This window comes from Pseudoalteromonas sp. Angola-30, assembly GCF_028599215.1.
Taxonomy (GTDB): domain Bacteria; phylum Pseudomonadota; class Gammaproteobacteria; order Enterobacterales; family Alteromonadaceae; genus Pseudoalteromonas; species Pseudoalteromonas atlantica.
Genome location: NZ_JAQREI010000022.1, coordinates 1 through 24,727, shown reverse-complemented (window position 1 = coordinate 24,727; position 24,727 = coordinate 1). Strand labels below are relative to the sequence as shown.

Here is a 24,727-nt window from a genome sequence, read left to right as displayed (position 1 = left end):
GTCAGCCCTAAGATGACAACGTTCTTATTAAATTTTGATAATCTTCTTTTATTTCGTGGCTTTCATCACGAAGTGATTTAACCTTTCTACACGCATGTAATACCGTGGTGTGGTCACGTCCACCAAATGCGTCACCAATCTCAGGTAAGCTGTGATTAGTTAATTCTTTAGATAATGCCATAGCTACCTGACGCGGCCTCGCGATAGAGCGGCTGCGACGCTTAGATAACAGATCTGACACACGTATTCTGTAATACTCAGCCACGGTGCGCTGTATGTTGTCTATAGTGACAAGTTTATCTTGTAGTGCCAATAAATCGCGCAGCGCTTCTTTTACAAAGTCGATAGAAATTGGACGCCCGGTAAAATTAGCATTAGCTATTACACGGTTAAGCGCACCTTCTAATTCACGTACGTTTGAGCGTAATTTTTTAGCGATAAAAAAAGCGACTTCGTGCGGTAAATTAATTTTACTCTGCTGCGCTTTTTTCATCAAAATGGCAACGCGCGTTTCAAGCTCTGGCGGCTCTATAGCAATCGTTAAACCCCAACCAAATCGTGATTTAAGCCTGTCTTCTACGCCCTCAATTTCTTTTGGGTAGCGGTCAGAGGTTAAAATAATTTGCTGATTACCTTCTAATAATGCATTAAAGGTATGAAAAAATTCTTCTTGTGAGCGCTCTTTATTAGCAAAAAATTGAATATCATCAATCATTAGCGCATCTACACTACGGTAATAACGTTTAAATTCTTCAATGGCATTATTTTGTAGTGCTTTTACCATGTCTTGCACAAAACGCTCAGAATGCATGTAAACAATTTTAGCATCGGGCTTGTTAGCCATAATGCCATTACCTACTGCATGTAATAAGTGAGTTTTACCTAAGCCTGTACCACCGTAAATAAATACTGGGTTAAAGGCAGAGCCAGGGTTATCTGCAACTTGTGTTGCAGCCGCTTTTGCTAGCTGGTTAGATTTACCCTCAACAAAGCTGTCAAAGGTATAGTTATCTTTTATATTAGATTTATAGCCTGATTTAGGCGCAGGCTCTACTGCTGCTTTTTGTTCTACAGGTTGCTGTTTAGCAGGTGCCTGTGAACTAGGTGATGCAGGGGCTTCAACACTTGGCGCCGCCGCTTGAGTATTTAGTAGTGGTTTACTACCTACATCAAAACGCAATTCGGGCGCTTCATCACCACAAATTTCTACCAGTAACTCATTAATACGGTTTAAATACTTTTCTCTTACCCAATCAAGAACAAAGCGATTAGGTGCGTAAATCGTTAAGGTATCTTCGGTACTTTCTGCTTGTAGTGGTCTTACCCACATACTGAATTGTTGCGAAGGCAACTCATCTTGCAATACATATAAACAACTTTGCCAAACCGACAGATACACAGTTAAACTCCCAGAGGTATAATTTTTATTCCCGCACATCAATAATGATTAAAAATCATGCATTTATTGCGTTCAATTGGCCAGCTACCCGACCCAAGACCGGGTATTATGAAGGCACTTTATCCACAAGTAAAAGATTGATTTTTATAAAATTGTTGATATCAGTGTATAAATATCTTAACAGACTGATTTATAGCGACTTTTATTTTAAAGCCTGATAACAGATCATAACAAAAACACACTGAGATCGCGAACCAATTTTACGATCTAAATGAGTTTTCCCATGCTTTTATTCACTTTTTAAACACCAGCTGTGGAAAACTTCTTAATTATGATGATCCTAGTTGATCACCCTACTTTATTACGATCCACATTCTTTTAGTCAGTCTCGGCCATTAATTCGCCTTTTTGCGTAAAAGCAGACCATTTTGCTTTAAAATTAATCCATAAATATCAAGCCAGCGTACAAAAAATGTAATAAACACGGTGTTTACAGCGCAATTATGATTGACTTTAAAGTGCTTAATCTATAATATCTCGCGCTCGCAATGGCACCTGTGCCAGGATCGCGACCTGCATAGGATGTTTTAACTTTAACCGATCGGATGAGATTGTTATGAAAAGAACTTTTCAACCTAGCGTTTTAAAACGCAAACGTGCACACGGCTTCCGTGCTCGCATGGCAACTGTAAATGGCCGTAAAGTATTAGCACGTCGCCGCGCTAAAGGCCGCAAAGTTCTTTCTGCTTAATATATAAGTGGAAGACTTTAGCTTTGGCAGGGAGTTACGTCTGTTAACTCCCTCGCATTACTCTCGCATATTTAACGAACCCGCTCGGGCTGCAACTCCTTTATTTACTCTTTTAGCTAAACCTAATGACCAAGATAAACCTAGGTTAGGACTCACTGTTGCAAAAAAACGTGTAAAAAAGGCATGCCAACGAAACCGTATTAAACGACTCGCTCGCGAAAGTTTTCGTTTAAATCAACACACCATCGATAATATCGATATTGTGCTTATGGTAAAAAGTGGTATTGATGAGCAGTCTAACGAAGAAATAACTAAACAACTTACAAAGCTGTGGCGTAAAATAAATGAACGCTGCAAACCTGGTGCACCTAAACCACCACCTTTTAAAAAACGCCCAAACAAATCAGCTAAATCTAATAAACAAACCCGATAGCAATAGAATTGCAGGGTTAATTAGGGTATCTTTAGCTCACCTTTTAATCATGCGTTTAAAATCTCTAATTGAGCCTTTAAATACATGGTATCTATTCACTAAATATACGCAGGGGTATAAACACCATGAGGTTACTTAAACCACTTGTTGCTATTCCAAAGCGTTGTTTAGTGTTATTTATCCGCGGTTATCAAATGTGGATAAGCCCACTACTAGGCCCGCATTGTCGTTTTAATCCAAGCTGCTCTCATTACGCTATTCAAGCAATTAATTTGCATGGATTTGTAAAAGGGAGTTGGTTAGCACTTAAACGCATATTAAAATGCCATCCTTTACATTCAGGCGGAGAAGACCCCGTTCCTGAAAAATTAACCCGTATTAACCACCAACACGAGAAATAAGAGCTGTTATGGAATCGCAACGCACGTTTTTATTAATCGGTTTAATGTTAGTGTCGTTTTTATTATTTCAAGAATGGAATAATGACTACAACACACCTAAAGCCGATCCTAGTGCCACTACACAAACACTAAACACAACGTCACCAGAGTCAGATGATTATATACCGTCATCGTCAGATTCAGGTTTACCTGCTTCGGCTACCGCTGCTAAGCGTTCAGTTATTGACATTACGACTGACGTTTTCAAAGTAAAAATAGACACCAAAGGCGGTGACATTGTTGAAGCAGACTTACTCCAATATGAAGAAGTAAAAGGTGAAGAAACACCATTTATGCTTCTAGGCGAGTTTGATGGCAATCAATACTTCTCACAAAGTGGTTTAATTGGTTTAAATGGCCCAGACGCATCAGCGAATGGTCGCCCTACTTACCAAGCAACGCAAAAAGCCTACACGCTAAGCGGTGATGAGCTACGTGTACCACTTACCTATGTTGATAGTAATGGCGTTAGCTTCACTAAAACATACGTATTTAAAAAAGGTCAATACGATGTAGGCCTAGAGTACACAGTAAATAATGCTACAAGTGCGCCAGTGCAAGTACAGCTATACACGCAAATTAAGCGTACCGTACAAGAAAAAGGCAGCTTAGTAGATCAAAACTATTTAGGTGCAGCTTACGGTACTGATGAAGAGTCGTACGAAAAATACAGCTTTTCAGATATGGCTGACAAAAACCTAAATAAAAACACCCAAGGCGGTTACGTTGCATTTATTCAGCATTACTTTGTAAGTGCATGGGTACCTAAGCAAGACGAAACACACACGCTTTACAGCTTAATTACTAAAAGTAATGCCGCTATTATTGGTACAAAAGCAGCGCCTATAAATGTACAAGCCGGCAGCGAGCAAACTCTTAATGCGACTTACTACATGGGTCCTAAAGAGTCAGATATTCTTGAAGCGATTCACCCAGATTTAGACTTAACTGTAGATTACGGTTGGTTATGGTTTATTTCGCAGCCTTTATTTGTACTTCTTAAATGGTTACACAGCATTTTAGGTAACTGGGGTGTCGCTATTATTGCCATCACTATTATCGTTAAATCGTTAATGTACCCACTGACTAAAGCGCAATACACGTCAATGGCTAAAATGCGTGCCCTTCAGCCTAAAATGGCTGCACTAAAAGAAAAATATGGTGATGACCGTCAAAAGTTCGGCCAAGCTACTATGGAAATGTACAAAAAAGAAAAAGTTAACCCTATGGGTGGCTGTTTCCCTATTTTGCTACAAATGCCAATTTTCTTAGCACTATTTTACGTATTCTTAGAATCAACAGAGCTGCGCCATGCAGAGTTCATTCTTTGGCTAACAGACCTATCTACAAAAGACCCATACTACGTATTACCAATATTATTTGGTGCAAGTATGTTTGTGACGCAAAAACTACAACCAATGACGGTTACCGATCCTATGCAGCAAAAAATGATGACCTTTATGCCGGTTATCTTCTCTGTATTCTTCTTATGGTTCCCATCTGGTTTAGTACTTTACTGGTTAGTGTCTAACCTTATTTCTATTGTCCAGATGCTTATCATCTACCGTGGCATGGAAAAGCAAGGTATAAAAGTAAGAGGCTAGCTCAACGGCTACTCATATAAAGGCGACTTAGGTCGCCTTTTTTATTGCCTATTTTTTACCACAGCTATTCGCTACCAATAAATGCATAGGTTACAATAGCGCCATTAAAGTTACTCTCGTTGGCAAATAAATAGCATGATCAATCAAGACACAATTGCAGCACAAGCGACCGCTCCTGGGCGTGGTGGCGTAGGTATAATTCGGGTTTCTGGCAGCCTTGCTAAAAGCGTGGCCGAAAAAATAATAGGTAAAGTACCTAAGCTTCGCTATGCCGACTACGTTCCTTTTAAAAGTTTAAGCGGCGAGCAACTCGACCAAGGCATCGCTATTTATTTTGCAGGGCCAAATTCATTTACCGGCGAAGACGTACTTGAACTGCAAGGTCACGGCGGCCCTGTTGTACTCGACATGCTATTAAAAGAAATTAGCCAAATAGAAGGCGTTCGCTTAGCTAAGCCTGGTGAGTTTTCTGAGCGCGCCTTTATGAACGACAAGCTTGATTTAACCCAAGCAGAGGCTATTAGCGATTTAATTAATGCAACCTCAGAGCAAGCAGCTAAAAGCGCCCTACAGTCGCTACAAGGTGAGTTTTCTAAACACATTGAAACCCTAGTAGAAAAAGTTATTCATTTACGTATGTATGTAGAGGCAGCCATTGACTTCCCTGATGAGGAAATTGATTTTTTATCCGATGGCAAAGTATCGGGCGATTTAGATGCCATTATCAGTCAATTACACACAGTAACGAGCCAAGCTAAGCAAGGCAGTATTATGCGCGAAGGTATGCGCGTTGTTATCGCAGGGCGCCCTAATGCGGGTAAATCAAGCCTACTTAATGCCCTAGCAGGACGCGAAGCCGCTATAGTAACCGAAATAGCCGGTACTACTCGCGACGTACTACGTGAGCACATTCATATTGATGGCATGCCACTGCATATTATCGATACCGCAGGCCTACGTGAAAGCCCTGACCGCGTTGAACAAATAGGTATAGAGCGCGCGTGGGATGAAATAAACCAAGCTGATCGCGTGTTGTTTATGCTTGATGGCACCGACACCACCGATACCGACCCACACGCAATTTGGCCTGAGTTTATGGCAAAATTACCGCAAGGTATGGGTGTTACCGTTATCAGAAATAAAGCCGATTTATCGGGCGATGCAGTAGGTATGGATGAAAACCAACAATACCCAGTAATTAGTTTAAGCGCTAAAAATGCGCAAGGTATTGAGCTTGTACGCGACCACTTAAAAGCTTGTATTGGCTTTCAGGGCGCAACAGAAGGTGGATTTATGGCGCGTCGCCGCCATTTAGATGCACTTGAACATGCCGCCTATCACTTAGATACTGGTAAAACGCAGTTAGAAATGCACGTCGCCGGCGAAATATTAGCCGAAGAGCTACGCCTAACGCAGCAGTACTTAAACGAAATAACCGGTGAATTTACCTCAGACGACCTACTAGGCAAAATATTTAGCTCGTTCTGTATTGGTAAATAACTCGCTAAAGCAGCATAAAATAACACTTACTTTAGGGCACATTAGTGCCCTTTTTTATGCCCGGTATAAAAATTTAAAAAGCTAAAATGGGGCTAAAATTAAATAAAAACGCGCCTGATTTTATCGTATACAACTCACCAGTTTAATCTCTCACAGTATAAAAACACACCACGTTAAGCGCGTAATTGGCGCTCTACATAGCTTAAAAAAGTACCAATATGCCGCTAAAAAGTATCCTTAAGTAGATCGTTTTAACTACGGTTTGTGAATTTATAAGCAAAAGTAACCGGTACTATTAAGGCAACTCCCACGTTTTTAATTGATCCACCAGCAAAACTCCTCGCTGAACTTGAAAAATAATAAGACTAATTAAAAAAGGTTATCCACAATCGCCTACTTTATGGCTAATAAAACAAAAATAGCGGCATATTTATAAGCTTAAACCATCACGATCTATAAAAAAGCGTGGTTTATTACACTTATTTTCACTTTTTTAGGGCAGATCCGCTTAATCGGATCGTTTTTAAAAATTATTTTTGATCGCCTTTTTAAGTTATCAACAAGATTACTATCCACATTATGATCAACAACAGCTTAGCTATATAAAAACGTGGGCTGGTGGCCTCACTTATAATAAAAAATCAATGACTTAGCTATATTTAGTTCTACAAAACATACTAGTTAAGCAGAGCTTTCCCCAACCTTATCAACAACTTGATCAGAAGATTACATTTAAATAGTTTTTGTTAATTCATTTATATTCAGTAACTTATATAAGCAATTACAACAAAGAGCAAAAACAACTCAAAAATAGTTATACAAAATTACAAAGGTTTCCTTTACTGCAAGCCTAACTCAGTTATCATAGCGGGCAAATAAGTAAAGTGTGATCAGTTTAAATATGAGTTCTGTAAATATAATCGTTGGTAGTCAAATGGGATCTGCAGAATATGTAGCAGAGCAACTATGTGATGAGTTAAATAACCAAGGTATAAGTGCTGAACTACATGATCAACCTAATTTATCTGATATTGATCAACACAATACAATCTGGCTTATATGCACATCGACCTATGGCGCGGGCGATTACCCCGACAACCTTTTACCATTTATTGAGCAGCTAAATCAGCAAAGTGACTTATCTGCAATTAAATATTCAGTCATTGGTTTAGGCGATACCAGCTACGACACCTATAACCTTGCTGGGCGTAATATAAATAGTTTAATGGCAAGCCTTGGCGCAACATGCATAGCGCCAAGGCTTGAATTAAATATTCTTGATGAGGCATTACCCGAAGATACCGCCCTAGAGTGGTTAGATTCGTGGATAGAGAAAACACAATTAAAGTAATGTGATCGAATAAAATGCATAAACAAAGTTACCCACAATTTACTAATAATTTAATAGCTTTTGTGGATAACCGCTGATCAAACTGCGTTTTTAAGCATGCTTATCCATGGGATAAGATCCAATTGATATTGGGCTGTGTATAAACCCCCTTTTTGATCAGAGCTTATTTGCCTGATGATCCGATCATATTAACACCTTTAGATCTGATCTAATTTTATGTTTTAAATGAATAAATAGAGCTTATCAACAGAAAACCCGATCACTAGTAGTAATAGTATTAAAAGATCTCTTTAAAAGATCCTTTATATTATAAGTGATCAGTGACTTAGATCTTGCCCACTGTTTAATCATTTATCTTCTGCTAATTTCTAGGTAGAATACGCTCCCTTTTGAAGTTTACTGGTTTGATTAAGTAGGATCCCATTAATGATTTTTCACGAAAAGTTTGACGTTATCGTAGTAGGTGGTGGACATGCAGGCACTGAAGCCTCATTGGCTGCTGCACGTATGGGGATGAATACCCTGCTGCTAACTCATAATATGGATACACTTGGTCAAATGTCTTGCAACCCTGCAATTGGTGGTATAGGCAAAGGCCATTTGGTTAAAGAAATTGATGCGCTAGGCGGTGCTATGGCACAAGCTATTGATAAAGGCGGTATTCAATTTCGTACCTTAAATTCTTCAAAGGGACCTGCTGTTCGTGCAACTCGAGCACAAGCTGATCGCGCTTTGTACAAAGCTGCAATTCAAAACACATTACAAAACCAAGAAAACCTAAAAATATTCCAACAATCGTGTGATGATCTTATCGTTGAGAACGACAAAGTTGTTGGCGTAGTAACCCAAATGGGATTACGTTTTAGCGCACCTAGTGTTGTATTAACCGTAGGTACTTTCTTAGGTGGCCAAATACATATTGGTTTAGAGAATTTTAAAGGTGGTCGTGCAGGCGATCCCCCTTCAATTGCACTTGCTGATCGTTTACGTGAATTACCTTTTAGAGTAGACCGTTTAAAAACCGGTACTCCACCACGTATTGATGCCCGTACAGTTGATTTTAGCAAGATGCAAGAACAACCAGGTGATGCGCCTACACCGGTATTTTCGTTTATCGGTAAACAAAGCGATCACCCACAGCAAATACCGTGTTATATCACCTACACAAACGAAAAAACCCATGAGGTTATTCGTAACAATTTACATCGCTCGCCTATGTACTCTGGCGTAATTGAAGGTATAGGACCACGTTACTGCCCTTCAATAGAAGATAAAATTGTGCGCTTTGCTGATAAAGACAAGCACCAAATATTTGTAGAGCCTGAAGGTTTAACATCGTACGAGCTTTACCCTAACGGTATTTCAACCAGCTTACCTTTTGATGTGCAGTTACAAATTGTGCAATCGATAGATGGTTTTGAAAACGCACATATTTGTCGCCCTGGTTATGCTATTGAATATGATTTCTTTGACCCACGTGATTTAAAACAGTCATTAGAAACCAAGTTTATAGACGGGTTATTTTTTGCAGGCCAAATAAATGGTACTACTGGTTACGAAGAAGCCGGTGCACAAGGTTTAATAGCCGGCATGAACGCCGCTTTACAAGTGCAAGGCAAAGATGCATGGACTCCACGTCGTGATGAAGCGTATGTGGGCGTACTAATAGATGACTTAGCAACGCTTGGTACAAAAGAACCGTACCGTATGTTTACTAGCCGTGCGGAATACCGTTTATTATTGCGTGAAGATAACGCTGATATTCGCTTAACAGAAAAAGGCCGTGAACTTGGTTTAGTTAACGATGAGCGCTGGCAGGCATTTAACGAAAAAATGGAAGTGATCGAAAAAGAGAAACAGCGTATTAAAGAAACCTGGATCCACAAAGATCATGCTGTGGTTGATCAAGTAAACGCCTTATTAAAAACACCGCTTACTCGTGAAGCAAGTTTAGAGGATCTACTTCGTCGTCCAGAAATTCGTTACGACGATTTAATGGCTATTGATGGGCTTGGATCTGAGTTCACAAACCAAGCTGCACTTGAACAAGTTGAGATCCATACTAAATACGCAGGCTACATTGCGCGCCAGCAAGATGAGATCAATAAACAGCTTCGTCATGAAGAAACCATTTTGCCTAAAGAGTTCGATTACTCAACGGTATCGGGTTTATCAAACGAGGTAGTTGCTAAGCTAACGGATGCGCGTCCAGACACTATTGGCCAAGCTTCTCGTATTTCTGGTATCACCCCAGCGGCGATTTCGCTATTATTAGTGTATCTGAAGAAGCAAGGCTTATTACGCAAAACTGCGTAATGGTAAAGGTAAACTGTGTTACAGCAACAATTAACAACATTGTTAGCGCAAACTGATATTGCGCTAACTGAAAAACAACAACAGCAATTAGTTAAATACGTTGAGTTACTAAACAAATGGAACAAAGCGTATAATTTAACGTCTGTACGCTTACCAGAAGAAATGATGATTAAGCACATTATGGATAGCTTAGTTGTTGCACCTCATTTACCCGGTCATCATTATATTGATGTAGGCACAGGTCCTGGCTTACCAGGTATTGTATTAGCTATTGCACTACCTGATACGCAATTTGTATTGCTTGATAGCTTAGGCAAACGTGTTCGCTTTTTAATGCAAGTTAAACACGAGCTCGGGCTAAATAATGTCACCCCTGTGCAGTCAAGAGTTGAAGAATATCAACCAAGTGTTAAATTAGATGGCGTACTAAGTCGTGCGTTTGCTTCACTGCAAGATATGGTTGATTGGTGTTCACACTTAATTGATCACTCAGGCAAATTTATAGCGCTTAAAGGTGTGTTTCCTAGTGAAGAGCTAGAGTCGCTACCTGAGGGTGTAAAATTTGAAGATAAAATCTCGCTAGTAGTGCCTGAGCTTGATGCACAACGACATTTAATTATTCTTTCTAAAGACTAGGGATCAGAGACATAGTGGCAAAAGTCATCGCATTAGCAAATCAAAAAGGCGGCGTTGGTAAAACAACAACGGCTGTTAATCTCGCTGCATCTATGGCTGCAACGAAGCGTAAAGTGCTGTTAATAGATCTCGACCCCCAAGGCAACGCTACGATGGGTAGCGGTGTAGACAAATATGGCGATGTCGCCACCATTTACGATTTACTCATTGAAGAAAAACCAATGGATGAGGTGATAATCACTGAAACCTCGGGTGAGTATCATATGATAGCGGCCAACGGCGATGTAACCGCAGCCGAAGTAAAGTTAATGGAATTGTTTGCACGCGAAGTACGCCTTCGTAATGCGCTTGAAAAAATACAAGATAAATACGAATTTATTTTTATCGACTGCCCGCCTTCACTAAATATGTTAACAGTAAACGCCATGGCTGCTGCTGATTCTATTTTAGTACCTATGCAATGTGAATATTATGCGCTTGAAGGGTTAACCGCATTAATGGACACTATTACGCAACTTGCAAAGTTAGTTAACCCTAACTTACAAATTGAAGGCATTCTTCGTACTATGTACGATCCGCGCAATCGATTAGCAAATGATGTATCAGAACAATTAAAACAACATTTTGGCGATAAAGTATACCGCACCGTGATCCCACGTAATGTGCGTCTTGCCGAGGCACCTAGTTTTGGTGCACCAGCAATGTACTACGACCGCGCATCAAGTGGCGCAAAAGCCTACTTAGCACTTGCGGGCGAAATGCTACGCAGAAAAGAAAAAACAGCGCCGGTAGTCGCCTAACTTTAAGGTAAAAAAATAACATGTCTGCTAAAAAACGAGGTTTAGGCCGAGGACTCGATGCCCTTTTAAGTTCATCAAAACCAGCGCCGAGCTCAAGCAAGGAACAAGACACAGTAAATGTGACTGAAGCTGTACAAACTGCAGCACAGCCCGTTGCGAATGAGTTGCAAAAGCTGCCTATTGAGTTTTTACACTCAGGAAAATACCAGCCTCGTAAAGATATGTCTGAAGAAGCGCTTGAGGAGTTAGCAAGCTCTATCCGCTCTCAAGGCATTATTCAGCCAATTGTGGTGCGCCCTGTTGCAGAAAATAGCTTTGAAATAATTGCCGGTGAGCGCCGTTGGCGTGCTGCACAAATAGCAAAGCTTGAAAGCGTACCTTGTATTGTAAAAGATGTGCCAGATGAAGCCGCCGTTGCTATTGCGCTGATAGAAAATATTCAGCGTGAAGATTTAAACGCAATGGAAGAAGCTATCGCTTTAAACAGATTATTGAATGAATTTGAATTAACGCACCAGCAAGTTGCCGATGCGGTGGGTAAATCGCGCACTACCGTGACCAATTTACTACGATTAAACAATTTAAATAGTGATGTTAAAATTCTGTTAGAGCATGGCGACATAGAAATGGGCCACGCACGCTGTTTATTAGCACTTGAAGGTGAAGCACAATCTGACGCTGCAAGATTAGCCGTAGCTAAAGCGCTAACTGTTCGCGAAACCGAAAAGTTAGTACGCTCAATTTTAGAGCCGGTTGCTGCTAAAGAAGCACCAGAAAAAGACCCAGATGTTAAGCGTTTAGAGCAAAAATTAGCCGACAACTTAGGGGCTAAAGTAGAAATAAATTATAACGCGAAAGGCAAAGGTAAGTTGGTTATTTCTTACACCAATTTAGATGAGCTTGATGGCATTTTAAATCGTATAAATCACAGCAATACCGACCATTAAAATTTTACATGTCCGATAAGAGACATTTGTAGCTATTTTGTGTTACAAAGCGTCTACTCAAGTTGCAAAACTGGTAGGATTAAGTATAATTTCGCCAGTTTTCACACCCTAACAATTAGAACGCCATAAAGGTTAACTAAACGTGACTAATAAGTTAGCAAGACCTTATAGGCTTGCCGCATTTAAATTAATTTGTCTTCAGGGTATCGTAGCACTTGTAGCTGCAGTAATTATTTTTGTTGGTTGGGGAGTAAACGCCAGCGTATCAGCACTTGCCGGTAGCAGCGTAGCAATACTTCCCCACCTAGTATTTGCGCTTTATGCATTCAGATATATGGGTGCAAGCAAAGCAAATCAAGCGTATACCTCGTTAAAACGCGGTAACGGATTAAAATTTATGCTAACAATCGTATTGTTTGCACTGATACTCAAGTCAACCACGGTCGTTTTAGTGCCGTTTTTTTGTGTTTACGTATTTGTGCTCTTTACTGGATTGTTTGCACCCGTTTTTTTTAAACATTAACTTTTGGGATATAACATGGCTGCAGAAGAAGTTACTATATCAAGCCATATCCAGCATCACTTAACAAACGCTAAGATGTGTATGACCGACTCAGGTCTTGCCTTCAACAAAGCGTGTGCAGACAGTGGTTTCTGGACATGGAATATAGATACCCTCGCATGGTCAATCGGACTTGGTCTATTATTTTTATGGACCTTCCGAAGCGCCGCAAAGAAAGCTCACACCGGAGTACCGGGTAAATTTCAATGTTTTATTGAAATGATTGTTGAGTTCGTTGGTGACAACGTACGTGACACTTACCACGGTAAAAGCAAATTAATTGCTCCATTAGCCTTAACAATTTTTGTTTGGGTGTTCTTAATGAACTTAATGGATTTAATCCCAGTTGATTTCTTACCTGCACTTGCTGGTTTTGTTGGTGAACAAGCCTTTGGCATGGACTCACACGACGTTTACATGAAAATTGTACCTACCACAGACATAAACTTAACCGCTGCGTTAGCACTGGGTGTGTTTATTCTGATGATTGGTTACTCTATTAAAATTAAAGGGGTTGGTGGCTTCATTAAAGAGCTTACACTTCACCCGTTTAGCTCTAATAGCAAAGTGGCTATGATTTTCTTAATTCCTTGTAATTTATTACTAGAAACAATCGCTCTAGTGTCTAAGCCTTTCTCGTTAGCACTGCGTTTATTCGGTAACTTATACGCTGGTGAATTGATATTCATACTTATCGGCGCAGTTGGTTTAATGCAACTTCCGTTGCACTTTGTTTGGGCTGTATTCCATATCTTAGTAATCGTGTTACAAGCATTCGTATTTATGATGCTAACCATTGTTTACCTAAGCATGGCAAGTTCAGACAATCACTAATTTATACACTTTTTATATTTAACTTTAACAATTGAAACTTTGGAGAAAAAAATGGAACTAATGATCGGTCTTAAGTACATCGCAGTTGCTTTACTTATCGGCTTCGGTGCAATCGGTACTGCTATCGGCTTCGGTAACATGGGTGGTAAATTCCTAGAAGCATGTGCGCGTCAGCCTGAACTTGCACCTTCATTACAAGTTAAGATGTTCATCCTAGCTGGTCTAATCGATGCGGTAGCAATGATCGGTGTTGGTATCGCAATGGTAATCCTGTTCGTACTTTAATTTTATTTTTTGAACAGCTTACTATTTTAAGGAGGAGCGGTCGTGAACATAACAGCCACTCTTATCGGTGAATTAATTGCGTTTACGGTGTTTGTACTATTTTGTATGAAATATGTATGGCCACCACTTAATGATGCAATTGAGTCTCGCCAGAAGAAAATTGAAGATGGTTTAGCTGCCTCTGATAGAGCCGAAAAAGACTTAGAACTTGCGCAACAAAAAGCTGCAGAACAGCTTAAAGATGCAAAAGCTCAAGCGGCTGATATCATTGAACAAGCTAAAAAGCGTGCCGTGCTTATTGTTGACGAAGAAACTGTTCGTGGACAAGAAGAGCGTGAAAAAATTATTGCTCAAGGGCACTCTGAAATTGAATCAGAGCGTAACCGTGTAACAGAAGAGCTACGTAAGCAAGTAGCGACTCTGGCAGTGGTTGGCGCTGAAAGAATTTTAGAGCGTGAAATCAATCAAGCCGCACATAGTGACATCGTTGAAAAACTTGTCGCTGAGCTGTAATTAGGAGGGTATGAGCATGTCTGAATTGACTACTATCGCTCGCCCATACGCTAAAGCGGCTTTTGAACTTGCCGTTGAAAAAGGCACGATTGAAAGCTGGAATGACATGTTGTTTTTTGCAGGCGAAGTTGCCAGCAATGAACAAGCATCAGCCATTCTAGCTGGATTGCCTACTGCTACTGCACAAGCTGAGTTATTTATTAACTTATGTGCTGAGCAGCTCAACGAACAAGGTCAGAACCTAGTTAAGGTGATGGCTGAAAATGGACGTTTGATTGCACTGCCAGAGGTTGCTCAGTTATTCGCTGCGTTTAAAGCAGAGTATGACAAAGAAATCGACGTAGATGTGATTTCGGCAACCCCTCTTGCTGCAGCGCAGCAAGAGTCATTGGTAGCGACACTTGAAAAACGTTTCGCACGCAAAGTTAAGCTGAATTGTAGTGAAGACGCTGCAGTTGTTGGCGGCCTTATTATTAAGGCGGGTGACACTGTAATCGACGGCTCAGTACGCGGTAAATTAAACCGCTTAGCCACAACACTACAATCGTAATTGGGAAAAAGAGCATGCAACTTAATTCCACTGAAATTTCAGATCTGATCAAACAACGTATTGAGCAGTTCGAAGTTGTAAGTGAAGCTCGTAACGAAGGTACTATCGTATCTGTTACTGACGGTATCATCCGCATCCACGGTCTAGCTGACTGTATGCAAGGTGAGATGATTGAGCTTCCAGGCAACCGTTATGCTATCGCACTAAACCTTGAGCGTGACTCAATTGGTGCAGTAGTTATGGGTCCTTACGCTGACCTTACTGAAGGCGTAAAAGTATACACAACTGGTCGTATCTTAGAAGTTCCTGTTGGTGCTGGCTTACTTGGTCGTGTTGTAAACACACTAGGTGCTCCTATCGACGGTAAAGGCGCTTTAGATAACGACGGTTTTGAACCTGTAGAAAAAATTGCACCAGGTGTAATCGAGCGTCAATCTGTAGATGAGCCAGTTCAAACTGGTTACAAATCTATTGATGCGATGATTCCAGTTGGTCGTGGTCAGCGTGAGCTTGTAATCGGTGACCGCCAAACAGGTAAAACTGCACTAGCAATCGATGCAATCATCAACCAAAAGAACACAGGCGTTAAGTGTGTGTACGTAGCGGTTGGCCAAAAAGCATCTACTATTGCTAACGTAGTACGTAAATTAGAAGAGCACGGTGCACTTGCAAATACTATCGTAGTTGTAGCATCTGCTTCTGAGTCTGCGGCACTTCAGTACTTAGCACCGTTCTCGGGCTGTACTATGGGTGAATACTTCCGTGACCGTGGTGAAAACGCATTAATCGTATATGATGATTTATCTAAGCAAGCTGTTGCTTACCGTCAAATCTCATTACTACTTAAGCGTCCACCAGGTCGTGAAGCATACCCTGGTGACGTATTCTACCTTCACTCGCGTCTTTTAGAGCGTGCATCGCGTGTAAACGCTGATTACGTTGAAAAGTTCACTAACGGTGAAGTGAAAGGACAAACTGGTTCATTGACGGCATTGCCAATCATTGAAACTCAAGGCGGCGACGTTTCTGCGTTCGTACCGACAAACGTTATCTCTATCACCGATGGTCAGATCTTCTTAGAAACTGACTTATTCAACTCAGGTATCCGTCCGGCAGTAAATGCTGGTATCTCGGTATCGCGTGTTGGTGGTGCTGCACAAACTAAAATCGTTAAGAAACTAGGTGGCGGTATCCGTCTAGCCCTAGCTCAGTACCGTGAATTAGCTGCGTTCTCGCAGTTCGCGTCTGACCTTGATGATGCAACTCGTGCTCAACTTGAGCATGGTGAGCGTGTAACAGAGCTAATGAAGCAGAAACAGTACGCACCAATGTCTGTTGCTGAAATGTCTTTGTCGTTATTTGCAGCTGAGAAAGGTTATCTTAAAGATATCGAAATCTCTAAAATTATGGATTTCGAAGCAGCTTTACTTTCTTATGCAAGTAGCACATACGCAGAGCTTGTGGCTCAAATCAATGAAACTGGTAACTACAACGCCGAGATCGAAGCGCAGCTTAAAGAACTTCTTGAGAAGTTCAAGTCTACGCAAACTTGGTAATTTAGTTATTAATGGTGCGCTTTAGTTTACTAAAGCACACCTTGATTCGGAGAGAGAGTCATGGCCAGCGGAAAAGAGATTAAAAGCAAGATCGGGAGTATTAAAAATACTCAAAAGATCACTAGCGCAATGGAAATGGTTGCTGCGTCTAAAATGAAAAAGGCGCAAGAACGAGTGGCTTCAAGCCGTCCATACGCTGACAAATTACGCAAAGTAATTGGTCGTGTTGCTCAAGCAAATCTTGATTTTACTCACCCGTTCTTAGAAGAACGTGAAGTAAAACGAGTTGGTTATATTGTTATCTCTACAGACCGTGGTCTATGTGGCGGCTTAAACTCAAATGAGTTTAAAAAAGTTGCATTAGACATTAAAGCGTGGAAAGAAAAAGGTGTGGACGCTGAGTTTGCAACTTTAGGTAGCAAAGCTGCTAGCTTCTTTCAACGTTTTGGCGGTCAAGTGCTTGCTAAAAAAGCAGGCCTTGGAGATAAGCCTTCAGTACAAGACGTAATTGGTCCTGTAAAAATTATGCTAGATGCATTCTCAGAAGGTAAAATTGACCGTTTATTCCTGGTATATAACAACTTCGTTAATACCATGAAGCAAGAACCAACAATTGACCAGTTACTCCCTTTGCCAAAAGCTGAAGAAGAAGTATCTGCCCACACATGGGACTACTTATACGAGCCAGGCCCAGACGCTATATTAGAGTCTTTGCTTGTACGCTTTGTTGAGTCTCAGGTATACCAAGGTGTGGTTGAGAACGCTGCCTCTGAACAGGCTGCCCGTATGGTTGCAATGAAAGCTGCAACAGATAATGCCGGCGACCTTATGGATGAGTTACAGCTTGTTTATAACAAGGCCCGCCAAGCGGCAATCACACAAGAAATTAGTGAGATTGTTTCTGGTTCAGCCGCAGTTTAATGCTTCAGGCAAAGATTAACGAGAGGAATAGACATGAGTTTAGGTAAGGTCGTCCAAATTATCGGTGCCGTTGTGGATATTGAGTTTTCTCAAGACAACGTGCCAGCCGTATATGACGCGCTAAAAGTAACAGATGGCGATTTAGCTGGTTTGACTTTAGAAGTTCAACAACAGCTAGGTGGCGGTGTTGTTCGTACTATCGCACTAGGTACTACTGACGGTTTACGTCGTGGCGCAGCGGTAGAAAATACAGGTGAAGCGATTCAAGTTCCAGTTGGTAAAGCAACGCTTGGTCGTATCATGAACGTACTTGGTGAGCCAATCGATGAAGCTGGCCCAATCGGCGAAGAAGACCGTATGTCTATTCACCGTGCAGCGCCTTCATACGAAGAGCAATCAAGTTCAGTAGAACTTTTAGAAACTGGTATCAAGGTAATCGACCTTGTATGTCCATTTGCTAAAGGTGGTAAAGTTGGTTTATTCGGTGGTGCCGGTGTAGGTAAAACCGTAAACATGATGGAACTTATCCGTAACATCGCAATCGAGCACAGCGGCTACTCAGTATTCGCAGGTGTTGGTGAGCGTACTCGTGAGGGTAACGATTTCTACCATGAGATGAACGATTCAAACGTACTTGATAAAGTATCGCTTGTATATGGTCAGATGAACGAGCCTCCTGGTAACCGTTTACGCGTAGCGTTAACTGGTCTTACTATGGCTGAGAAGTTCCGTGACGAAGGTCGCGATGTACTTTTCTTCGTAGATAACATCTACCGTTACACGCTTGCTGGTACAGAAGTATCTGCACTTCTTGGTCGTATGCCATCAGCGGTAGGTTACCAGCCTACACTTGCTGAAGAAATGGGTGTACTTCAAGAGCGTATCGCTTCAACGAAGACAGGTTCAATTACATCAATCCAAGCGGTATACGTACCTGCGGATGATTTAACGGATCCATCTCCAGCAACTACCTTTGCTCACTTAGATGCAACAGTAGTACTTTCACGTGATATCGCATCACTTGGTATCTACCCAGCGGTAGACCCACTTGATTCATCTTCACGTCAACTTGACCCATTAGTAATTGGTCAAGAGCACTACGATACAGCACGTGGCGTTCAAACAGTTCTTCAGCGTTACAAAGAACTTAAAGACATCATTGCTATCCTAGGTATGGACGAGCTTTCTGACGAAGATAAGCAACTTGTATCTCGTGCACGTAAAATCCAGCGTTTCCTATCTCAGCCATTCTTCGTGGCAGAGGTATTTACAGGTGCGCCAGGTAAATACGTTTCACTAAAAGACACAATTGCTGGCTTTAAAGGCATTCTAAGCGGTGAATTTGATGACCTTCCAGAGCAAGCGTTCTACATGGTTGGCTCTATCGAAGAAGCTCAAGAAAAAGCTAAAAGCATGTAATTAGGAGGGTAGTATGGCAGCTATGACTGTACATCTTGACGTAGTAAGCGCAGAGCAGAGCTTGTTCTCTGGTCTAGTTGAATCGATTCAAGTATCTGGTAGTGAAGGTGAGCTTGGTGTTAATGCCGGTCACGCCCCACTACTAACTGCCCTTAAACCTGGTATGGTACGTTTAGTTAAGCAACATGGTGAAGAAGAACTGATCTATATTGCTGGCGGTACACTAGAAGTTCAACCGAACATAGTAACCGTACTTGCTGATACAGCTGTTCGTGGTGAAGACCTAGACGAGCAAGCCGCAGAGCAAGCTAAGCGTGACGCAGAAAGCCAAATGGCTAATGCGTCAGCTGCTGAATTTGATTATCAAAAAGCAGCTATGCAACTAGCAGAAGCTATTGCACAACTTCGCGTAATTCAGCAATTACGTAAAAAGTAAGCCTATCCGGTTTTTAAAAGCCCACGTTATGTGGGCTTTTTTGTGCCTGTAATTTGGCTTTACACTTATATCGGTTAGCAAAGCTGGTTACAATAAGTGTAATTATTATGAATAGTTTGTTTATCATAGATTCAGTCATTATTTTTTATAATACGGCTGAGTATGTATACATGGAGTGACATGCGTAATCTAGTTAAGCTACTTTCATTAACTCCTCACTAAAACAACGGAAAAAGGAAATTGTTTTAATGGCTCTAACAACAGTAATTCTTGCTGCGGGTAAAGGTACTCGTATGCGCTCTGCTCTACCTAAAGTTCTGCACAACGTTGCAGGTAAACCAATGGTGCAGCATGTTATAGATAACGCAAAGGCACTTGGTGCAACCACCACTAACTTAGTTTACGGGCACGGCGGCGAACTATTACAACAACAACTTGCCGATAACGACGTAAACTGGGTACTGCAAGCAGAACAACTTGGTACTGGCCACGCAGTAGCACAAGCAAACCCTCATATTAATGATGACGACACTGTACTTGTTTTATACGGCGATGTACCTCTTACAAAGCAATCAACACTTGAGCGCTTACTAGCTGCAACACCTAAAAATGGTTTGGCGGTATTAACAGTTAATTTGGTTAACCCAAATGGCTATGGCCGTATGCTACGAGAAGATGGCAAGCTTGTAGGTATTATTGAGCAAAAAGATGCAAGCGCTGAGCAGCTACTTATCAGCGAAGTAAACACCGGCATTATGGCGGTTAACGGCAAGCTTTTAAAAACATGGTTAGGCAATCTATCTAACAATAATGCGCAGGGTGAATACTACCTTACAGATATTGTTGCTATGGCGCACAGTGAAGGTGTAGAAATCACCTCAGCACAGCCCGATCATGCAATGGAAGTTGAAGGCGCAAACAACCGCGTACAACTTGCAGGCCTAGAGCGTGCTTATCAAGCATGGCAAGCAGAAGAGTTAATGTTAAATGGTGCCACCCTAGCCGACCCTGCTCGTATTGATGTACGTGGCAATGTTAAAACAGGCGAAGACGTATTAATTGATATAAACGTTATTTTTGAAGGTAATGTAACCCTAGGCAATAACGTACAAATTGGCCCTAACTGCGTACTTAAAAACTGTACTATAGGCGATAACGTTGTAATAAAAGCGAATACCCTAATTGAAGATGCAAGCGTAGCGGCTAAATGTACGCTAGGCCCATATGCTCGCCTGCGCCCTGGTGCGGTAATGGAAGAAGACTCGCACATTGGTAATTTTGTAGAGATGAAAAAAACCCGCTTAGGTAAAGGCTCTAAAGCAAACCACTTAAGTTACTTAGGCGATGCTGAAATTGGTGAAAAAGTGAATATAGGCGCTGGTACTATTACCTGTAACTACGATGGAGTTAATAAAGCAAAAACCATTATTGGTGATAACGCCTTTATTGGTTCTAACTCATCGCTTGTTGCCCCAGTACACATTGGTACAACAGCAACTGTAGGTGCAGGCTCTGTGATCACCAGTACCGTTGAAGATGAACAACTTGCAATAGCACGCTCTAAACAGCGTAATTTAACGGGCTGGAAACGCCCGGTTAAAAAATAGCAACGATCATTACTTATTAAATAATTACAGCGAGTTTAACACTCGCTTTTTTATTGCTTAAATTTTGACTATTATTTAAACTTATAGTTAACGGATTAAAAATTACACTCAAGGAAGTCTTATGTCTGCATATGCTCGTCGTGCTGTCGCCGAAAGGCAGCGCCAAAATCAAATCAAAAACATACTATCAGGTAATAATCACACGCTTATCCAAATGAACTCAGCAGAGTTTGTAGACTACATTATTTCTGTAAAGATGAAGCAAGGTAAATCTCGTTCAGAAGTGGTTGATTGGCTTGATGAGTTACTGGAAGAGCATAATTCACTATCAAGTAAATGGAAACGAATTAAAGATCAGTTAAAGACTGGAGGTGGACTCTATCCTTTATTTAATGATGTGAAGGCATTAGCCATTATAGCGGTTGCAATGCACCGCCAAGGTAATGTTTTCGGTAAGTTTAAAATTAAAGTTTATAATGGTTCCCCCGCTTTACCCCGGTATCAAAGCTCATTTAACGGGTACTCGTTATTTAGCAAGCAACCCCAAACTTTTTACTATCGGTGTCGGTAAATTAGAAGCTGCAAAAGCTATGAAGGGTGGGTTTGTGCTTACTCTAGTAATTTCAGTGACATTTCATGCTACAGACTATTTTTTAAACGATCAAAAAACATGGCATGACTTAGTAGCAGGTGTAGCCGTAGACATGGCTGTAGTTGGAGCTGCTATTGTGACTACTAGTACAATATTAGGTGTTGCATCATCAGCATCAGCAGGTTTAGCAACAATAATTGCTGGTACAGTATTAGTGCCCTTGTTGGTTGTTGTAGTCGTTGGGGTGGCTTTTTCAATTGCATTTTCGGATACCAGTGGTTATGTAAAAGTACTTTCTGAAGAGTTAAGAAATATTGAAAATAAGATACAAAGTGGTGTAGTTAAAATTAGGGCTGGAGCGCAGAAAATTAATAACGAATATAAAGAAAATCCAAATGAATTTTTACATGAGGTTTTTGGGGTTCCTATGTTTAAAAAAAATAGGTCTTATAACTTTTGAAGTTTTTAGAATGGAAAAAAGCAGATAAGAAGTTATCTTTTGCAAATATGAAGGAATTAGCATCTGTTTTTTTCTTGTTAATTATTAGTGGAGGACTGTGCTACAAAATAGCCTTAAACTTTTTTTCCGAAGTGGAAACTATATTTTTAGTTAGTCAGCCTCAATTTTTTATCAAAGAGCAGGCCACCATACTATTATCTTTTTTATTATTGCCTTGCTTATTTCTAACGTTTTTATCGACTTTACAGCGCTTTTTGGGGTTTGATATAAAGTTAACTTTAATTAATGCATTTAAAAGTGCAGTTGTAGGCTTAATTGTTTTATTAATTCTATCAATCCCGACGAATCTTGTTATAGAGTCTAATTTAAAAAGCAAAGGTTACACTTATTGTAGTTGGTATACTGAACCCTCAATTCGATCGCCTGATGTTTGGCTAAAAAACGATGAGTTATGCTTACAAGATGGCTCTGTCATAATCAGTGATCTAGCCGATTGGTTCGAGCAAAAAAACCAACAAGGTATTGAGCCTTCGGTTGATGAGCTAAAAGAGTTTATAAAAGAAACTCGAAATTAATAGCTTTTAGCTACAAAGCTGCTTTCATGGGTAATAAGCTACTCCTTAGCTGCAAGCGAGTTTTATAACTCGCTTTTTTATTGCCGAAAGCTAATCAAAATAAAAGTGCCATAGCTTTGTCATACCTGTGTGTTGTTATTTTGTTCAATACCACACGAAGGAAAATAACAATGTTAAAAAGGTCACTTATAGCACTTTCACTCATATCAATATTAACGGGTTGCTCACTAGATGGAGATGACGGCCAAGACGGCACGCAAGGTATCCAAGGGGAGCAAGGCACAGCGGGTCTAAATGGTACTAACGGCACTAATGCAAACTCTGCGTTAAATATAAGTTTAGTAGGCCGCGCTGTACTTAATGCCCAAAGCCCCGAAGGTGCAGCCGAAATAGTCGCTTATCAAGCATCTAAAAAGTGGATTTACGCCATTAACAGCTCTGGTGATGAAGCCGTTTTTAATATTATACCCGCCGACACCTTTGATACGGCGGCCCTTGTTCAAGATAACGAAGGGATAGTGAGTGCAACTAACCTAACATCAACCATTACCCTTACCTTAAACGACAACACCCCAGGCGATGCAAACAGCATAGCAATAGATGAAAACAACCAAATGCTAGCTGTGGCTATGGCTGCTAAAAATGTGGGCGAAGCGGGTCAAATTGCATTTTACGACATAAGCGGCGATACACCCGCATTCATAAAAAATGTACCAGCAGGCTTTTTACCAGACATGGTGACTTTTAACCACGACGGTACAAAAGTAGTTGTAGCCAATGAAGGTGAACCTAATGGCGATTACAGTATCGACCCAAAAGGCTCTGTAAGCATAATTAATATAGTAGAAGGTGTAGTAGCTGATACGGCAACTAATATTGACTTTACTACTTACAATAGTCAGCAAGCTGAACTTGAATCTGATGGATTTGTGTTTGCTAACCCTACAGGGCGTACTATCAACGGAAATGTAATAAATACGACAGTAGCTATGGATTTAGAGCCTGAGTACGTCAGCATTTCTAAAGATAACAAATATGCCTACGTATCAATTCAAGAAAATAACGGTCTCGCTATTATTAACCTAGAAGATAATAGCGTAGAGCTAAAATCGCTAGGCTTTAAAGACTGGTCAAATTTACAAATAGATGCATCAGATAAAGACGGCGGTGTTAATTTTAAATCGTACCCAGGGCTTTATGGTATGTATCAGCCAGATACAATTTCAAGCTTTAGCTGGAAAGGCGCAAACTTTATAGTATCGGCAAATGAAGGTGATGCACGCGAGTACTTCTTTGATGTAACAGATGAAGCAGACTGCGCAGCAAAGGGCGGTCTAGATTACGATGAAGATGATGGCTGTCTTGCCTATATAGATGAAAGCCGTGTTGAAGATTTAACGCTTGCAGCTAATTTTGACTACTTAAATAACGACGATGACGATATAGGCCGCTTGAAGGTAAGCACTGTAAAAGGTGATACGAATGACGACGGTCAATACGAATCGCTTTATGCCTATGGTGCACGCTCATTTACTATTTGGGACAGTAATGGGCTGGTGGTATTTGACTCAGGCGATGACATAGGTCGTATTACCGCATCGGTTCATGGTGAAGCCTTTAATAACAATGAAGATGAAAACGAAGGTGACACACGCTCAGATGATAAAGGCGCAGAACCCGAAGCGCTAACAATAGGTACGATAGACGAACGCACTTTTGCCTTTATAGGTCTTGAGCGCATGGGCGGGATTATGGTTTACGATATTACCAACCCTTACGATGTGCAATTTGAAGATTACTTTTATAACCGTGGTGTAATAGAAGGGGCAGATATAACCGGCGACCTTGCACCCGAAGGCATGGTGTTTGTACCTGCCGAACAAAGTGCGACAGGCGAGCCACTGCTTATAATCGGTAATGAGATCTCAGGTTCTATAGCTGTATGGCAAATTGCAGCAAATTAAAACCAACAAAGCAGTACAGCGATTACTAAATGTACTGCTTTTTCTAACGCGCAAATATTAGCTGTAAAATAGCGACTTAACATGCGCGTTTTTTAATCTAAAATCAGCCTGTAGGCCTTTATTTGTATGCGTTTCATACTAAATTCATTTATTTGTCAAAAAGCTGAAATAAAACATTGACCCCCGCTCGAATCTCCCTATAATGCGACCCCACTGAGACGGGAAACGCTGAAGCATAGCAAGGCACAACGGCTCAGAGAGTTAAGTAAAACTTCG

General features: G+C 40.8%; 25 protein-coding genes. 24 read left to right on the top strand and 1 reads right to left on the bottom strand.

Translation table 11 applies throughout. The features are described from left to right. Window positions 1-7: 7 nt before the first annotated feature. On the bottom strand, window positions 8-1,399 hold the full coding sequence (gene dnaA / locus PSH54_RS18795) for a chromosomal replication initiator protein DnaA (protein ID WP_004588059.1): 1,392 nt from the start codon (window positions 1,397-1,399) through the stop codon (window positions 8-10). A 616-nt stretch (window positions 1,400-2,015) separates the two neighbouring features. Between dnaA and rpmH the strand changes: the two genes are divergently transcribed. From rpmH to PSH54_RS18675, 24 genes are all read left to right on the top strand, one after another. Then, window positions 2,016-2,150, top strand: coding sequence for a 50S ribosomal protein L34 (gene rpmH, locus PSH54_RS18790; RefSeq protein WP_004335215.1), 135 nt, complete (start codon window positions 2,016-2,018; stop codon window positions 2,148-2,150). Between the two features lie 7 nt (window positions 2,151-2,157). Beyond that, complete coding sequence (rnpA, locus tag PSH54_RS18785) at window positions 2,158-2,583, top strand: ribonuclease P protein component (RefSeq protein ID WP_029772813.1); 426 nt, start codon at window positions 2,158-2,160, stop codon at window positions 2,581-2,583. 125 nt (window positions 2,584-2,708) lie between these two features. Further along, window positions 2,709-2,984 carry a membrane protein insertion efficiency factor YidD gene (gene yidD / locus PSH54_RS18780; protein WP_004588061.1) on the top strand — a complete coding sequence of 92 codons (276 nt, stop codon included), beginning with the start codon at window positions 2,709-2,711 and terminating at the stop codon, window positions 2,982-2,984. 8 nt (window positions 2,985-2,992) lie between these two features. Then, complete coding sequence (yidC, locus tag PSH54_RS18775; protein WP_024032130.1) at window positions 2,993-4,627, top strand: membrane protein insertase YidC; 1,635 nt, start codon at window positions 2,993-2,995, stop codon at window positions 4,625-4,627. Between the two features lie 135 nt (window positions 4,628-4,762). Continuing rightward, window positions 4,763-6,127 (top strand): tRNA uridine-5-carboxymethylaminomethyl(34) synthesis GTPase MnmE, encoded by a 1,365-nt coding sequence (mnmE, locus tag PSH54_RS18770; protein WP_004588063.1) that lies wholly within the window; start codon window positions 4,763-4,765, stop codon window positions 6,125-6,127. Window positions 6,128-7,028: 901 nt separating this feature from the next. After that, window positions 7,029-7,478 carry an FMN-binding protein MioC gene (gene mioC / locus PSH54_RS18765; RefSeq protein WP_024032128.1) on the top strand — a complete coding sequence of 150 codons (450 nt, stop codon included), beginning with the start codon at window positions 7,029-7,031 and terminating at the stop codon, window positions 7,476-7,478. Window positions 7,479-7,904: 426 nt separating this feature from the next. Next, entirely contained in the window at window positions 7,905-9,794 is a 1,890-nt protein-coding gene (gene mnmG / locus PSH54_RS18760; protein WP_054983815.1) for a tRNA uridine-5-carboxymethylaminomethyl(34) synthesis enzyme MnmG, read from the top strand. A 15-nt stretch (window positions 9,795-9,809) separates the two neighbouring features. Beyond that, on the top strand, window positions 9,810-10,430 hold the full coding sequence (gene rsmG / locus PSH54_RS18755) for a 16S rRNA (guanine(527)-N(7))-methyltransferase RsmG (RefSeq protein ID WP_004588066.1): 621 nt from the start codon (window positions 9,810-9,812) through the stop codon (window positions 10,428-10,430). Between the two features lie 14 nt (window positions 10,431-10,444). Next, window positions 10,445-11,230, top strand: coding sequence for a ParA family protein (locus PSH54_RS18750; protein WP_004588067.1), 786 nt, complete (start codon window positions 10,445-10,447; stop codon window positions 11,228-11,230). Between the two features lie 20 nt (window positions 11,231-11,250). Further along, a complete protein-coding gene (locus PSH54_RS18745; protein ID WP_004588068.1) occupies window positions 11,251-12,177 on the top strand; it encodes a ParB/RepB/Spo0J family partition protein in 927 nt (308 codons plus the stop codon). Window positions 12,178-12,319: 142 nt separating this feature from the next. Then, window positions 12,320-12,700, top strand: a complete 381-nt coding sequence (locus tag PSH54_RS18740) for an ATP synthase subunit I (RefSeq protein WP_024032126.1) — start codon at window positions 12,320-12,322, stop codon at window positions 12,698-12,700. 15 nt (window positions 12,701-12,715) lie between these two features. Further along, on the top strand, window positions 12,716-13,573 hold the full coding sequence (atpB, locus tag PSH54_RS18735; RefSeq protein ID WP_004588070.1) for a F0F1 ATP synthase subunit A: 858 nt from the start codon (window positions 12,716-12,718) through the stop codon (window positions 13,571-13,573). A 51-nt stretch (window positions 13,574-13,624) separates the two neighbouring features. After that, window positions 13,625-13,858 (top strand): F0F1 ATP synthase subunit C, encoded by a 234-nt coding sequence (gene atpE, locus PSH54_RS18730; protein WP_138683981.1) that lies wholly within the window; start codon window positions 13,625-13,627, stop codon window positions 13,856-13,858. A 42-nt stretch (window positions 13,859-13,900) separates the two neighbouring features. After that, window positions 13,901-14,371: a F0F1 ATP synthase subunit B gene (gene atpF / locus PSH54_RS18725; RefSeq protein ID WP_004588072.1), complete on the top strand. Its 471-nt coding sequence runs from the start codon at window positions 13,901-13,903 to the stop codon at window positions 14,369-14,371. Between the two features lie 16 nt (window positions 14,372-14,387). Further along, the gene (atpH, locus tag PSH54_RS18720) at window positions 14,388-14,921 is read left to right on the top strand and encodes a F0F1 ATP synthase subunit delta (protein ID WP_004588073.1); all 534 of its coding nucleotides are present in this window, start codon (window positions 14,388-14,390) and stop codon (window positions 14,919-14,921) included. A 14-nt stretch (window positions 14,922-14,935) separates the two neighbouring features. After that, window positions 14,936-16,477 (top strand): F0F1 ATP synthase subunit alpha, encoded by a 1,542-nt coding sequence (gene atpA, locus PSH54_RS18715; protein WP_004588074.1) that lies wholly within the window; start codon window positions 14,936-14,938, stop codon window positions 16,475-16,477. Window positions 16,478-16,537: 60 nt separating this feature from the next. After that, entirely contained in the window at window positions 16,538-17,398 is an 861-nt protein-coding gene (gene atpG / locus PSH54_RS18710) for a F0F1 ATP synthase subunit gamma (protein ID WP_004588075.1), read from the top strand. A gap of 33 nt (window positions 17,399-17,431) precedes the next feature. After that, the gene (atpD, locus tag PSH54_RS18705; protein ID WP_004588076.1) at window positions 17,432-18,817 is read left to right on the top strand and encodes a F0F1 ATP synthase subunit beta; all 1,386 of its coding nucleotides are present in this window, start codon (window positions 17,432-17,434) and stop codon (window positions 18,815-18,817) included. Between the two features lie 13 nt (window positions 18,818-18,830). After that, window positions 18,831-19,253 carry a F0F1 ATP synthase subunit epsilon gene (locus PSH54_RS18700; protein WP_004588077.1) on the top strand — a complete coding sequence of 141 codons (423 nt, stop codon included), beginning with the start codon at window positions 18,831-18,833 and terminating at the stop codon, window positions 19,251-19,253. A 248-nt stretch (window positions 19,254-19,501) separates the two neighbouring features. Then, on the top strand, window positions 19,502-20,860 hold the full coding sequence (gene glmU, locus PSH54_RS18695) for a bifunctional UDP-N-acetylglucosamine diphosphorylase/glucosamine-1-phosphate N-acetyltransferase GlmU (RefSeq protein ID WP_273606825.1): 1,359 nt from the start codon (window positions 19,502-19,504) through the stop codon (window positions 20,858-20,860). Between the two features lie 121 nt (window positions 20,861-20,981). Next, a complete protein-coding gene (locus tag PSH54_RS18690) occupies window positions 20,982-21,431 on the top strand; it encodes a hypothetical protein (RefSeq protein ID WP_273606824.1) in 450 nt (149 codons plus the stop codon). Continuing rightward, on the top strand, window positions 21,337-21,912 hold the full coding sequence (locus PSH54_RS18685; protein ID WP_273606823.1) for a hypothetical protein: 576 nt from the start codon (window positions 21,337-21,339) through the stop codon (window positions 21,910-21,912). The genes PSH54_RS18690 and PSH54_RS18685 overlap by 95 nt, the downstream gene beginning before the upstream one ends. Next, window positions 21,909-22,487, top strand: coding sequence for a DUF1240 domain-containing protein (locus PSH54_RS18680; RefSeq protein WP_273606822.1), 579 nt, complete (start codon window positions 21,909-21,911; stop codon window positions 22,485-22,487). The genes PSH54_RS18685 and PSH54_RS18680 overlap by 4 nt, the downstream gene beginning before the upstream one ends. A gap of 170 nt (window positions 22,488-22,657) precedes the next feature. After that, complete coding sequence (locus tag PSH54_RS18675) at window positions 22,658-24,451, top strand: choice-of-anchor I family protein (protein WP_273606821.1); 1,794 nt, start codon at window positions 22,658-22,660, stop codon at window positions 24,449-24,451. The last annotated feature ends 276 nt before the right edge of the window (window positions 24,452-24,727 follow it).